The following is a 13560-nucleotide window of genomic DNA, read 5'->3' as shown; positions in this document are numbered from 1 at the left end:
GCATTCCTCCTGTAATCGGCAAGCCGTCAGGCCCCGCCGTGTATGACCGCGCACGCTGGCCGCATGGGTGTGAAGGTCAGTGTGATCGTCAATGTCCACAACCCGGGGGATTCCGCCGACGCGTGCATCCGCTCCACACTGGAGCAGACGCTGCCGCCGGACGCGTATGAAGTGATCTTCGTGGACGACGGGTCCACGGACGGCATCGCCGAACGGCTCGACACCGTCGCCGCCGTGCGCCGCAACGTGCGCGTGCTGCACCTGCCGCACACGGGCTCGCCCATGCGCGGCCGCAACGTCGGCATCGCCTCCGCCCGGGGCGACTACGTCTACCTGCTCGACCAGCACGACCGGCTGGAGCGGGACGCGCTGGAGCGCATGCACGAGCGGGCCGTCGAGACCGACGCCGACGTGCTGGTGGGCCGCCTGGTGCGCGACGGCGGGCCGCCGATGACCGCCTTCGGCCGCAGCAAGGCCCGCGCCGACATCCTGCGCGACCGGCTGCTCACCCTGCTCACCCCGCACAAGCTCTACCGCCGCGCCTTCCTGGAGGAGCACGAGCTCGGCTTCGCCGTCCCCGGCGGGGCCATCGCCGAGCAGGCGTTCGCCGTCCGCTGCTACCTCCAGGCCAAGGTCATCGCCGTCCTCGCCGAACAGGTCTGCTGCCACCTCGGCGAACGCCCGCCTGCCCCCGAGGAGCCGCGCGCCGCCGTCCGCGAGCTGCGCGCCCTGCTGCGCGACATCGACGCGTACGTGGGCGAGGGCCGGCAGCGGGACCGCATGTACGCGTTCTGGTTCCGCTCGGCGGTGCTGCGGCCGTTCCTGTCGTCGGCGTTCGCCGGGTCGTCCACCGACCGGGGCACCTACTTCCGCATGATCCAGGAGCTGGTGGCCGAACGGTTCCCGGACCGGCTCGACCGCTACCTGCCCGTCCAGCTCAGGGCCGTGGCCGCGCTGATCCGCGCCGGCCGGCTCGACCAGCTCGTCATGCTGGCCAACTCCACCCGGCGGGCCGGGCTGAGCGCCGGGCTGACCGAGGTGCGCTGGGACGCCCAGGTGCTCGTGCTCGGCCTGGAGGTCGAGGTGCTGAGCGGCGACGGCAAGCCCGAGCGGTTCCGCGTCGACGACGACCGCCTGCACTGGCGGCCGCCCAGGGCCGTCGACGCCAAGCTGCTCCCGCAGAGCGTCACCGACGTCAGCGAATCCGTCGAACGCGCCCGCATCGAGGTCTACCTGCGGCACGCCGAGTCCGGCGACGTGCACTTCCTGCCGGTGGCCTACCAGGTCGAACGGGTGCCCGACGGCCGCAAGCACGCCCGGGTGCGCATCGTCGGCGAGGCCAGGGTCGACGTGACCGCGGCCGCGCAGGGCGAGCCGCTCAGGCCCGGCCAGTGGGAGGTGCACGTGCGCATGTTCGGCGGCGCCCACCAGGCCAGGAGCCGGGTCGGGCGGCCGGAGGGGCCGCTCAACTGCCTCGGCGTGCTGGCCCAGCGGCCCAGGATGCGGCTCGTGGTGCCCTGCTGGACCGACGCGGGCGAGTTCGGCCTGGCCGTGGAGCCGCGCACGTTCACCGAGTCGATCGCGCTGGTGTCGCCGGGCGTGGAGACCAAGCTGGTCGGCGAGAGCCTGTTCGTGGTGCTGCCCGTGCCGTACCTGCCGCCGAGCGGCGGGCCGCCGCTGGAGCTGGTGCTGCGCGGCACCGGCCGCAGGCCCCGCGAGGTGTCGGCGCCCGCGCTGGCCGAGGCCGGGGTGCCCGGCAAGATCGCCGGGCAGCTCGTGGCCAAGCTGCCGATCAAGCGCAGGATGCCGGGCCGCGACGAGCTCGGGACCGGCGTGTGGCTGCCGGTGCTGCGGGGCCCGGAGGAGGAGGTCGGGCTCCGGTTCGCGCTGGAGGTGCGCAAGGGCCGGGTCACCGTGCACCCGGCCACCGCCGCCGACCCGAAGCGGCGCTCCCCGATGGGCCGCGACACCCGGCTGCACCGGCTGGGCCGGCGGCTGCCCGGCGCGCGGCACATGGTGCGGCTGGCCCGCGCGCACAAACACCGCTACCTGCGGGACTGAACCCACGCCTCCAGCTCGGCGAACGACTCCCGGAACACCGGCAGCATCGGCGTCAGCCTGCCGGGGTGGGCGTCGACCAGGCCGTCGAGATGGTTGCCGCCCTCCACCCGGTGATAGCGGAAGGGGCGGTGCGGCCCGACCATCTCGGCGTACACGTCGGAGGAGCGCGAGATCGGCAGCAGCGAGTCGAGCGTGCCGTGGATGGTGATCAGCGGCTTGGTGATCCTGCCGGTCAGCGCGATCCTGGCCACCGCCGCGTACGGCCTGCGCTCGGCGTAGTCGTAGTCGGCCGGGGCGCCCTCGTAGGACGGGTCCAGCTCACGCTGGTAGAGCTGCTGGGTGAGCTCCCAGTAGTGCTGCCGGTGGAACGGCCACAGGAACTCCGAGCCCGCCGCGAACCCGGCCCGCCGCACGCCCTCCGGGTCCGGGTACGCCTTCAGCGCCTCCGGCAGGTAGTCGAGCAGGTTGTCGCCCTTGAGCCGCCAGAGCGTGCCCTCCCAGTCGAGGCCGCCGTCGTAGAGGTGGCCGCGGTTCTCCAGCTGCCACCTGACCAGGTAGCCGCCGTTGGAGATCCCGGCCATGAACGTGCGGGCCGGCTTCCTGCCGTAGCGCTGTCTGACGACGGCCTTGGCGGCGAGCGTGAGCTGGGTGACGCGCTCGTTCCACTCGGCGATCGCGTCGCCGGGGCGGCGGCCGTCGGTGTGGAAGTCCAGGCCGGTGTTGCCCTTGTCCGTGGCGGCGAACGCGTAACCCTTGGCCAGCACCCAGTCGGAGATCGTGAAGTCGTTGGCGTACTGCTCCCGGTTGCCCGGGGTGCCGGTGACGACGAGGCCGCCGTTCCAGTCGTCGGGCAGCCGGATGACGAACTGGGAGTCGTGGTTCCAGCCGTGCGTGGCGTTGGTGGTGGAGGTGTCGGGGAAGTAGCCGTCGATCTGGACGCCGGGCACGCCGGTGGGGTTGACCGTGGCGGCCGGGTGCAGTCCGGCCCAGTCGGCGGGGTCGGTGTGGCCGCTGGCGACCGTGCCGGCGGTGGTGAGGTCGTCGAGCCGGGCGGTGACGGCGTGCTCGGCGCCCGGCACGGTCAGCCCGCCGGGGCCGCCGGGCACGAGCAGGCTCGCCACGAGCGACATGGCCACGATCATCGTGCCTCCTCGAGGTGGGCGGCCAGCAGCTGGTCGAAGTCGGCGGGCCGCTCCAGGTGCGGGCTGTGGCCGCAGTCGTCCAGCACGACCTCCCGGTAGCGGCCGTAGCGTTCCAGCACCGCCCGGGTCTGGGCGACCATCGGCTGGGCGGGCGTGCCGGGGGAGCCGGGCGCCACGCCCAGCGCCCCCAGGTGGGCCAGGTCGTACAGGGAGGTGTCGGAGACGATCAGGTCGTCGGCGCCCCTGATCCACAGGATGGGCGGCCTGGGCTCGACCTGCGGCAGGCCGTCGAGCCGGAAGTGGGTGGGGGCCAGGGCGTTGAGCACGCCGTGCTTGCCGGGCGCGACGTGCGGCCAGGCCGCCGAGGTGGCCGGGTCGCCCGGGTAGTTGGCCTCGCCGACGCGGGTGGTGAGCATCGCCCGTACGTAGAAGTCCTCGTCGGGCACCGGGTGCTTGACGTAGGTGGCGCGGAAGACCGAGCGGGGCGAGGCGGGCGACTCGTCCGACAGGTCGCCGGCCTTCAGCCGGGTGACGAAGTCGGGGTTCGCGGCCCCGGCTCCGGCGCCCGCGCCGTCGGGGTGCGTGAGCGTGCCGTCGGGGCCGTGCGTGCCGCCCCAGCCGTACGGGGACACCGGGTTCACCAGCGTGACGCTCCTGACCAGGGCCGGGTGGTCGAGCAGGAGCTGCAGCACGACGCCGCCGCCCATGCTCCAGCCGACCAGGTGGAGCGCGGTCAGGCCGAGGGCTTCGGCCAGCTCCGCCAGGTCGTCGGAGAAGTCGCGGACGCCGCGCGTGGCGTCGACCGGCTCCGGGTCGCTCTCTCCGAAGCCGCGCAGGTCCACCGCGAGCGGGCGGAAGCCGCCGGGCAGCGCGGTCATGCTGTCGCGCCAGAACGCGCCGGAGGAGACGTTGCCGTGCACGAACAGCACCGGCTCGCCGGTGCGGCCCTCGACGGTCCTGACGTGCTGGGTGAGCCTCGGCGTGGTGATCTTCACGCGCGGATCCTCTCGGCCAGGTCGCGGCCCTGGGTCTCCTTGGCGGCGTAGACGGCGGCCAGGGTGAGCGCCGACGCGAGCGCCAGGTAGGCGGAGATCGGCAGGCTGCTGCCGAACTCCCGCAGGAGCTGGACCGCGATGATCGGGGCCAGCGCGCCGGCGACGATCGCCGAGAGCTGCGCGCCGATCGACACGCCGGTGTAGCGCATCCTCGTCCCGAACAGCTCCGAGAAGAAGGCCGCCTGCGGGCCGTACATCATGCCGTGGAACAGCAGCCCCACCGTCACGGCCAGCGTGATCGCCAGGAAGTTGCCCGTGTCGATCAGCGGGAAGAACGCGAAGATCCACAGCCCGACACCCGCGGCCCCCGCCAGGTAGATCGGGCGGCGGCCGAACCGGTCCGACAGCGCCCCCCACAGCGGGATCGTCACGAAGTGGATCGCCGAGGCGATCAGCACCGCGCCGAGCACGGTCGAATTGTCCAGGCCGGTGGTCTTGGCGTAGGTGATGACGAAGACCGTGATCAGGTAGAAGGAGATGTTCTCCGCCATCCGGGCGCCGATCGCGATGACCACGTCCCGCCAGTGGTGCCGCAGCACGCCCACGATCGGCGGCGCCTTCTCCGGGGCGGCCTGCTGGAACACCGGCGACTCGGTGATCGTCAGCCGGATCCAGAGCCCGATCAGCACCAGCACGCCCGACAGCAGGAACGGCACCCGCCAGCCCCACGCCAGGAACGCCTCGTCCGACTGGAACGCCGCCAGCGCGGCCAGCACGCCGGTGGCCAGCAGGTTGCCGCCCGGCGCGCCCGCCTGCGGCCAGGACGCCCAGAAGCCGCGCCGCTTCGCGTCGCCGTGCTCGGAGACGATCAGCACCGCGCCGCCCCACTCGCCGCCCAGCGCGAACCCCTGCACCAGGCGCAGCCCGGTCAGCAGCAGCGGCGCCGCCGCGCCGATGCCCGTGTACGTGGGCAGGCAGCCGATCAGGAACGTGGCGACGCCCATCATGAGCAGGCTGACCACGAGCAGCGTCTTGCGGCCGACGCGGTCGCCGAAGTGGCCGAACACCAGCCCGCCGAGCGGACGGGCGACGAAGCCGACGGCGTAGGTGAGGAACGCCAGCAGCGTCCCGGTGAGCGGATCGGACTCGGGGAAGAAGAGCTGGTTGAACACGAGTGCGGCTGCCGAGCCGTACAGGAAGAAGTCGTACCACTCGATGGTGGTGCCGATCAGGCTCGCGCCGACGATCTTCTTGATGGAAGTGGCCATGCCGTCACGCTAGGGAGTGACCCGCGTCACTCATATGGCTGCGGGCCCCACACTCTAGCTGGAGGGTGTGTGGCCGAGCCGGTGCAGCCGGAGGGCGAGCTGGATCTCCAGGGCGCGCTCCGGCTCCTGCCAGCCGTCGCCGAGCAGCTTGGCGACCCGGTCCAGCCGCTGGGTGACGGTGTTGACGTGGATGTGCATGGTCTCGGCCGTGCGTGACGGCGACATGCCGGAGCCGAAGTACGCGGCCAGGGTGGCGGCCAGCGCCGTGCCCCGGCGGGCGTCGTACTCGATGACGGGGCCGAGCGCGCCCGCCACGAAGCCGGGCACGTCCCTGCCCTCGCCGATGAGCAGCCCGACGAACCCCAGCTCGCCGGCGCTCGCGCCGTCACCGGCGCGCCCGAGCGCGACGAGCGCGTCCGCGCACCGCCGCGCCTCCCGGTAGGCCCGCGCGACCCCGGCGGGGCCGGTCTCCGGGGCGGAGGCGCCCGCGGTCGCGGGGGCGCCGAGCGAGGCCGACAGGTCGCCGGCGGTGCGCTGGGCCAGCGCGCCGGGGTCGCGGCCGGGCAGCAGCAGCACGACCTCGCCCGGCCGCGCGGCGGCCAGCCCGTGGCGCTGGGCGGCCTGCGAGGAGGCCCAGAACGCGGCACGCTCGCGCTGCCCGTCGTGCCGGGCGACGACCACGACGTGCGGGGCCGTCAGGTCGATGCCGAGCCGCCTGGCCCGGTCGGCCAGCCCGGGGGAGCCGGGCCTGGAGATCAGGTCGTCGAGCAGCTCGCCGCGCACCCGCCCCTCGGCCTCGGCGACGCTGCGCCGGAACAGCAGCAGCAGCGCGCACACCAGCGCGGCCCGCTCCAGGATGCGCTCGTCGGCGTCGTCGCTGCGCAGCACCAGCGTGCACAGCGGCTCGCCGCCGACGTCCACCGACGCGATGCACAGGTCGCCCCGGCGCACGGTGCGGCCCAGCGCCCGCGACGCCTGCGCCGCCTCCAGCACCCCCGGGTCCACCCCGCCGGGCGCGTCCGCGTCCGGCCCGGCAGCCCGTACGGGATCGGTCAGGCCGGCGACGTGGCCGGTGAGCGGGCGGCCGAGGTCGTCCAGCACGGCCAGCGAGCCGCCGAGCACGTCGGTGACGACGGCGGCGACGTCCTCGATGCCGCCGCCGCGCAGCACCAGCGACGTCATGCGGTCGTGCGCCGTGGCGGCCCGCTCCACCGCCTCCGCGTGCGCCCGCGCGGTGCGGTGCGCCTGGGAGAGCTCCTCCAGCGCGTTCCTGGTCTCCTGCAGCAGCCTGGCGTTGTCGATCGCGACGGCGGCGTGCGCGGCCAGGCTGGCCAGCAGCGACACCTCCTCCTGGTGGAACGGCCTGGCGCTGCGGTTGGCCGCCATCAGCACGCCGATCACCCGCTGGCCCAGCCGCAGCGGCACGCCCAGGATCGCGACCAGCCCCTCCTCCTGGACGGCCTCGTCGATGTCGTCCTTGTGCCGGAACCGGGCGTCGGCGAAGTAGTCGGCGGTCGAGTACGGCACCGCCGTCTGCGCCACCAGCCCGCCCAGCCCGGCCCCCATCGCCAGCCGCAGCGACCGGAACTTGGCCGAGATCGACCCGTCGGTCACCCGCATGTACGTGTCGCCGCGGTCGGGGTCGTGCAGCGTGAGGTAGGCGGTGTCGGTGGCCAGGAGCTGCCTGGCCCGGTGCACGATCGCCTCCAGCACCGCGTCGAGGTCGCGCAGCGCGGCCAGGTCGCCGGCCGTGTCGTAGAGCGCCGACAGCTCGGCCTCGCGCCGGGCCCGGCGCCTGAGCAGGGCGCGCACGCGCAGCGCCTCGACCTTGGCGCGTTCGAGCTCCTCGATCGCCGCCGGGTCGGCGCCCGCGGCCCGCGCCTCGATGACCGGGCCTTCGAACTCGACCGCCGACGCCTCCCTGGCCAGCAGTTCGAGGAACCGCCTGACCACTACCGCGCCGTCCAGCCGCCGTCGACCGGCAGCGACACGCCGGTGATGAACGACCCGGCCGGCCCGCACAGGTAGGCGACCAGCTCGGCGACCTCCTCCGGCTCGATCAGCCGCTTGATCGCCGCCGGCCTGAGCATGATGTCCTCGACGACCTCGTCCGCCGCGATGCCGTGCGCGCGCGCCTGGTCGGCGATCTGGCCCTCGACCAGCCCGGTCCGCACGTACGCCGGGCACACGCAGGTGGAGGTCACCCCGTGCGGCGCCCCTTCGAGCGCCAGCGTCTTGCTGAACCCCTCCAGCGCGTGCTTCGCGGTCGTATAGGCCACCTTGTACGGCGAGGCGCGCAGCCCGTGGACCGACGAGATGTTGACGATCCGCCCCCAGCCCCTCGCGTACATGCCCGGCAGCACCCGGCGCGCGATCAGGAACGGCGCCTCCACCATCACCCGCATCATGGCGGCGAACACGTCGGGCGGGAACTCCTCGATCGGCGCCACGTGCTGGAACCCCGCGTTGTTCACCACGATGTCGACCGGCTCATCGGGCAGCGCGCCGGCGAACCCGGGCTCGGCCAGGTCGGCCTCCACGGCCAGCCCGCCCACCTCGGCCGCGACCTCGCGCGCCAGGTCGCCCCGCCGGTCGACGACCAGCACCCGGGCCCCGCCCGCGGCCAGCCGCCGGGCGCACGCCGCGCCGATCCCGCCCCCGGCCCCCGTCACGAGCGCAGTGCGCCCCGTCAGCTCCATGCCTCCGACCCTAGGCGGTCGCGGCTCCGGCACGCATGGGCTGGGACGACATACCTGACCGCTTCCCTATGTGGCCCGGCGCACCTGATAGCCTGTCCGCGTGATCGCGTATCCGTCCCAGTGGTGGCCCGCCTCCTAGGCGGTCCCACCAGCGCATACGCATCCCTGGCCGCCTCGACGAGGCGGCCCGCCGGGAGCTCCCGCGACGCCCTGTCGAGCTCCCCGACACACGAAAGGGCGTCCTCATGACCGTCACCTGGTCCGCACTGCTCACCACGCTTCTCGGCGGCAGCTCCCTGTCGGCGCGCGAGGCGGCCTGGGCCATGTCGCAGATCATGTCCGGCAGGGCCACCGACGCGCAGATCGCCGCCTTCGCCGTCGCGCTGCGCGCCAAGGGGGAGACGGTCGAGGAGGTGGCCGGCCTGGCCGACGGGCTGCTCGCCGGCTCGTCCGCGATCAGGATTCCCGGTGACACGGTCGACCTCGTCGGCACCGGCGGCGACCGCGCCAACACCGTGAACGTGTCCACCATGGCCGCCGTCGTCGCCGCCGCGGCCGGCGCCAAGGTGGTCAAGCACGGCGGCCGGGCCTCGTCCTCCACCACCGGCGCGGCCGACGTGCTGGAGGAGCTCGGCGTGGTCGTCGACCTGCCGCCGGCGGCCGTGGCGCGGGTGGCCGAGGAGGCGGGCATCACGTTCTGCTTCTCCGCGACCTTCCATCCGGCGCTCAGACACGCCTCGCGGGCCCGCCGGGAGCTGGGCGTGCCCACGGTGTTCAACTTCCTGGGGCCGCTGACGAACCCGGCGCTGCCCGCCGCCCAGGCCGTCGGCGTGTTCCATCCGCGCATGGCGCCGGTGATCGCGGGCGTGCTGGCCGAGCGCGGCGGGTCCTCGCTGGTCTTCCGGGGTGACGACGGGCTCGACGAGCTCACCACGTCCGGGCCGTCGTCGGTCTGGGTGGTGCGACGCGGCACGGTCACGCCCACCTCCTTCGACCCGGCCGAGCTGGGCATCCCGCGCGCCACGCCCGACGAGCTGCGCGGCGGCGACGCCCGGCACAACGCCGCCGTCGCCCGCGCCGTGTTCGCCGGGACGCCGGGGCCGGTGCGCGACATCGTGCTGCTCAACGCCGCCGCCGCGCTGGTGGCCGCCGACGGCGCGCCCCCGGCCGAGGGGCTCACCCAGGCGCTGGAGGGCGCGTACAAGCGGGCCGCCGACGCCGTCGACTCAGGCGGCGCCGCCGATCTGCTCGCCCGCTGGTCAGCGGCCACGCGGGCACTTGCTTCCAACTCGTAATGGAGTTAACCTGCAACTGTAGTTGGAGGTTACAGCCACTCCGAGTTTCAAGGAGGTTCGGATGCTGCTCACGTCGATCGACCCGTTCTTCCAGGAGTTCGAGCGCCAGTTCAACCGCCTGGCCCGCCAGACCTTCGACGACGGAGCCGCGATGGCCATGGACGGGCTCCGCCGCGACGACGACGTCATCCTGCGCTTCGACCTGCCCGGCGTCGAGCCCGGCTCGATCGAGGTGACCGTCGACCGCGGCGTCCTGAGCGTCAGCGCGCGCCGCGAGGAGGAGATCGGCGAAGGCGAGCGGCTGTTCGTCCGCGAGCGCCCGATGGGCACCTTCACCAGGCGCGTCTACCTGTCGGAACACCTCGACAGCGAGCGCATCGACGCGGGATACGACAACGGCGTCCTCACCGTCCGCATCCCCGTCCTCGAACGCGCCAGACCGCGCAAGGTGGAGATCCAGCGGACCACGCCCAAGGCCATCAACGCCTGACACCGGCGACCGGGGCGGGCGCCGCCGTCCGCCCCCCGTCCGCCCCCGTCCGAAAGCGAGACAGGCCGCATGCCCCAGCTCCCCTTCGACAACGAGCACGCCCCGCTCTACTCGCTCGGGCAGGTGGCCGAGATGCTCCAGGTCCAGCCGGCCTACCTGCGCCGGCTGGACCGCCACGACGTCATCAGCCCCGGCCGGTCCAACGGCGGCCAGCGCCGCTACTCACGCCACGACATCCTGGCCGTCCAGCACGTCACCCGCATGGTCGACGAAGGCATGACGCTCATCGCCATCCGCCGCATCCTGGAGCTCGAACGCGAGCTCGCCCAGGTGCGCGACGAACTCGACCAGGCCCGCGCCCGGCTGGCCGAGCTCGACCGGCCCTAGCCGGGTCGCGTCATCGACAGCACGTCCAGCAGGCCGTCGAGCTGCTCCTCCGTCAGCGTGCCGTTCGCGACATGGCCACGCTCGATCACCACCTCGCGGATCGTCTTGCGCTCCTGGAGAGCCTGCTTGGCGATCTTGGCGGCCTCCTCGTAGCCGACATGCCGGTTGAGCGGCGTCACGATCGACGGCGACGACTCCGCGTACTCCCGCAGCCTGTCGACGTTGGCCGTGATGCCCATGACGCACCGGTCGGCCAGCAGCCGCGACACGTTCGCCAGCAGCCGGATCGACTCCAGGATGTTGCGCGCGATCAGCGGGAGCTGCACGTTCAGCTCGAAACTGCCCGACGCGCCCGCGAACGTGATCGCCGCGTCATTGCCGATCACCTGCGCCGCCACCATCGCCGTGGCCTCCGGGATGACCGGATTGACCTTGCCCGGCATGATCGACGAACCCGGCTGCAGATCCGGCAGGTTGATCTCACCCAGCCCCGCCCGCGGCCCCGACCCCATCCAGCGCAGATCGTTGGCGATCTTGTTCAGGGAGACGGCCACCACCTTGAGCTGGCCCGACAGCTCCACGACCGAATCCTGCGCGCTCTGCGCCTCGAAATGGTCCATCGCCTCACGGAACCCGATCCCCGTCGCCTCACGCAGCCGCGCGATCGCCAGCTCCGCGAACCCCGGCGGCGTGTTGATCCCCGTGCCGACCGCCGTGCCGCCCAGCGGAAGCTCCAGCAGATGGCCCAGCGCCGCCTTCACCCGCACCGCGCCGTGCTCCACCTGCGTCGCGTAACCGCCGAACTCCTGGCCCAGCGTCACCGGCGTCGCGTCCATCAGATGCGTGCGGCCCGACTTCACCGCATCCTGGAACTGCAGCTCCTTCGTCCGCAGCGCCGTCGCCAGATGCTCCAGCGAGGGCAGCAGATGGTAGGTCACCTCCGTCGCCGCCGCCACGTGGATCGACGTGGGGAAGACGTCGTTCGACGACTGCGAGGCGTTCACGTGGTCGTTCGGATGCACCGGGCGGCCCAGCCGCTCCTCCGCCAAGGAGGCGATCACCTCGTTCGCGTTCATGTTGGACGAGGTGCCGGAACCCGTCTGGAAGACGTCGATCGGGAAATGCTCGTCGTGCTCGTTCTCCGCCACGTCGGCCGCCGCCTGCGCGATCGCCTCCGCCAGATCCTTGTCGATCACGCCCAGCTCGCCGTTGACCTCCGCGGCCACGGCCTTGATCAGGCCGAGCGCGGCGATGTGGGACGGCTCCAGCGTCCGGCCCGAGATAGGGAAGTTCTCCACCGCTCGCTGGGTCTGCGCGCGCCACCTGGCGCCCGCCGGGACGCGCACCTCGCCCATCGAGTCACGTTCGATACGGTACTCGCTCATGCCTCCCAGTCTGGCTCACGGGCAGGCGATCAGCTCTGAAGCAGGGCCACGATCAGGATGGCGATCACCACGGCCGCGGCGGCGGCGACGCCCATGAGCATGAGCATGCCCTTGCGGTTGCCGCTCGCGGGCTCGTCGGGGCCGGCGATGGCGAACAGGTCGGTGCCCAGGCCGTGGGAGTCGGGGCGCTCCGGCTGCTGGGGCCCCGGCGGGTACGGGCCCTGCTGGGGCTGCCCGGGAGCGGGCTGCTGGGGGCGCTGCTGCTGCGGGGTCGGCGGGTACACCTGGAGGCCCGGCGCGCTCGGCAGCTGGATGCGCGTCGTGACGATGGTGCTCTCGTCCCCGGCCTTGCCCACGGGGCCAGGCCGCCCGGCGCCCTGAGGCCCAGGCCCTTGAGGTCCCTGCGCCTGCGGTCCACGTCCCTGAGGCCCTTGCGGGCCGGCCGCCTGCGGGCCGGTTCCCTGTGGTCCGGGGCCGTGAGGGGCGGCCGCCTGGGGTCCCGGCCCCTGGGGCCCGTTCGCTTGGGGCCCCGGTCCGTGGGGTCCCGGTCCCTGCGGGCCGGGCGCGTGGGGCCCCGGTCCCTGCGGTCCTGGTCCCTGCGGGCGCGGTCCTTGGGCACCGGGGGCGTACGGGCCCTGAGGGGACGGAGGCTGGGGGGCGTGCCCGGGGCCGACGTGCGGGGGCGTGCCCTGCGCCGGGCGGCCCTGCGGGGGCGACTGCGGCGCGGGCGGCGTCCGCGGAGGGGCGGGCTGGGGGAAGGGGCTCTTGGGCCGCTGCAGGCTGACCGTCCTGTCGGAGTCGGCCACCGCGCCGGGCCCGCCGAGCTGTACGGGCGCCGCCGCGCCGGGCGCGAACGCCGAGCCGACCTCGCTGCTCGCCGGCGTCCCCGCGCCCGGCCCAGGTGTCGCAGGGGGTACGGGCTGGGGGCGGGAAGCGGGCTGGGACAAGGGGGACTCCTGGTTGAGGGCCTCGCCGGTGATGGCCGGCATCTCGCTCGTCGGCGTGTCGGCGACCATGCGCAGCATGGTCTCGGCCTTGGCGGCGTTGAGCCGTTGCTTGTAGTTCTTGTGCAGGAGCCCGTCGAGCACCGGGCGGAGCTGGCCGGCCTGGGTGGGCGGGTCGGCGCTCTCGCTGAGCAGCGCCGCCAGCGTCTCGGCGATCGTGGAGCGTTCGTAGGCGGGCCGGCCCTCGACGGCGAAGTAGAGCGTGGCCCCCAGGGACCAGATGTCGGACTCGGGCCCGGTGTATTCGCCTCTGGCACGTTCCGGGGCGGTGTAGCCGGGGGAGCCGATCACCATGCCGGTCCGGGTGAGCCGGGAGTCGCCTTCGGCCTTGGCGATGCCGAAGTCGGTGAGGACGACGCGGCCGCTCTCGGTGATGAGCACGTTGCCGGGTTTGACGTCGCGGTGGGTGATGCCCTGGGCGTGCGCGGCGCGCAGCGCGCCGAGGAGGTCGACGCCGATCTCGGCGACGAGCCGGGGCGGCAGCGGGCCCTCCTCGTCGATGACCTGCTCCAGGGAGCGGGCCTCGATGAGCTCCATGATGATCCACGGGCTGTTGTCGTGGACGAGCACGTCGTGGATGGCGGCGACGGCCGGGTGGCTGATGCGGGCGGCGATGCGCCCCTCGCGGACCATGCGTTCGCGCAGCTCGGCGCGTTGCTCCTCGGTGAGCCCGGGATCCTGGCGGATCTCCTTGACCGCCACTTCGCGGCCGAGGGCGCGGTCGCGGGCACGCCACACGGTGCCCATGGTGCCCCGGCCGAGGGGCGAGATGAGCTCGTAACGCTCCGCTAGCAGGCGCGTCTGCTGTTCCGGCATGAGAAGAAGATATCGATT

11 protein-coding genes are annotated in these 13560 nt (G+C 73.5%); 4 read left to right on the top strand and 7 right to left on the bottom strand.

Annotation, left to right across the window (positions count from 1 at the left end; genetic code table 11):
- The first annotated feature begins 63 nt into the window (after positions 1 to 63).
- Positions 64 to 2061, top strand: a complete 1998-nt coding sequence (locus AB0J53_RS26290) for a glycosyltransferase family 2 protein (RefSeq protein ID WP_364176849.1) — start codon at positions 64 to 66, stop codon at positions 2059 to 2061.
- Here the strand turns inward: AB0J53_RS26290 and AB0J53_RS26285 are convergent.
- Genes AB0J53_RS26285 through AB0J53_RS26265 form a run of 5 tightly spaced genes read right to left on the bottom strand, consistent with a single transcriptional unit; the run spans position 2046 to position 8165 of the window.
- Positions 2046 to 3203, bottom strand: a complete 1158-nt coding sequence (locus AB0J53_RS26285; protein ID WP_364176846.1) for a tannase/feruloyl esterase family alpha/beta hydrolase — start codon at positions 3201 to 3203, stop codon at positions 2046 to 2048. The two genes, AB0J53_RS26290 and AB0J53_RS26285, sit on opposite strands and share 16 nt — an antisense overlap.
- Positions 3200 to 4198 carry an alpha/beta hydrolase gene (locus AB0J53_RS26280; RefSeq protein WP_364176843.1) on the bottom strand — a complete coding sequence of 333 codons (999 nt, stop codon included), beginning with the start codon at positions 4196 to 4198 and terminating at the stop codon, positions 3200 to 3202. The genes AB0J53_RS26285 and AB0J53_RS26280 overlap by 4 nt, the downstream gene beginning before the upstream one ends.
- The gene (locus AB0J53_RS26275; protein WP_364176840.1) at positions 4195 to 5466 is read right to left on the bottom strand and encodes an MFS transporter; all 1272 of its coding nucleotides are present in this window, start codon (positions 5464 to 5466) and stop codon (positions 4195 to 4197) included. The genes AB0J53_RS26280 and AB0J53_RS26275 overlap by 4 nt, the downstream gene beginning before the upstream one ends.
- Positions 5467 to 5520: 54 nt before the next feature.
- A complete protein-coding gene (locus AB0J53_RS26270; RefSeq protein WP_364176837.1) occupies positions 5521 to 7419 on the bottom strand; it encodes a GAF domain-containing protein in 1899 nt (632 codons plus the stop codon).
- Complete coding sequence (locus tag AB0J53_RS26265) at positions 7419 to 8165, bottom strand: SDR family NAD(P)-dependent oxidoreductase (protein WP_364176834.1); 747 nt, start codon at positions 8163 to 8165, stop codon at positions 7419 to 7421. The genes AB0J53_RS26270 and AB0J53_RS26265 overlap by 1 nt, the downstream gene beginning before the upstream one ends.
- A 245-nt stretch (positions 8166 to 8410) precedes the next feature.
- On the opposite strand from AB0J53_RS26265, the gene trpD reads away from it, so the two are divergent.
- The 3 genes from trpD to AB0J53_RS26250 all read left to right on the top strand — a co-directional run bounded on the left by trpD (position 8411) and on the right by AB0J53_RS26250 (position 10337).
- Positions 8411 to 9460 (top strand): anthranilate phosphoribosyltransferase, encoded by a 1050-nt coding sequence (gene trpD, locus AB0J53_RS26260; RefSeq protein ID WP_364176831.1) that lies wholly within the window; start codon positions 8411 to 8413, stop codon positions 9458 to 9460.
- 61 nt (positions 9461 to 9521) lie between these two features.
- Positions 9522 to 9950, top strand: a complete 429-nt coding sequence (locus tag AB0J53_RS26255) for an Hsp20/alpha crystallin family protein (protein ID WP_219504975.1) — start codon at positions 9522 to 9524, stop codon at positions 9948 to 9950.
- Positions 9951 to 10019: 69 nt separating this feature from the next.
- Positions 10020 to 10337, top strand: coding sequence for a MerR family transcriptional regulator (locus tag AB0J53_RS26250; protein WP_219504974.1), 318 nt, complete (start codon positions 10020 to 10022; stop codon positions 10335 to 10337).
- Here the strand turns inward: AB0J53_RS26250 and AB0J53_RS26245 are convergent.
- Positions 10334 to 11722 carry a class II fumarate hydratase gene (locus AB0J53_RS26245; protein WP_357586295.1) on the bottom strand — a complete coding sequence of 463 codons (1389 nt, stop codon included), beginning with the start codon at positions 11720 to 11722 and terminating at the stop codon, positions 10334 to 10336. The two genes, AB0J53_RS26250 and AB0J53_RS26245, sit on opposite strands and share 4 nt — an antisense overlap.
- A gap of 29 nt (positions 11723 to 11751) precedes the next feature.
- Positions 11752 to 13542 (bottom strand): protein kinase, encoded by a 1791-nt coding sequence (locus tag AB0J53_RS26240; RefSeq protein WP_364176826.1) that lies wholly within the window; start codon positions 13540 to 13542, stop codon positions 11752 to 11754.
- Positions 13543 to 13560: the final 18 nt, after the last annotated feature.

It is taken from the genome of Nonomuraea sp. NPDC049725 (assembly GCF_040674795.1).
GTDB classification, from domain to species: Bacteria; Actinomycetota; Actinomycetes; order Streptosporangiales; family Streptosporangiaceae; genus Nonomuraea; species Nonomuraea ceibae.
The sequence above is the reverse complement of the archived record's forward strand: the minus strand, read 5'-3'. Positions and strand labels throughout refer to the sequence as shown.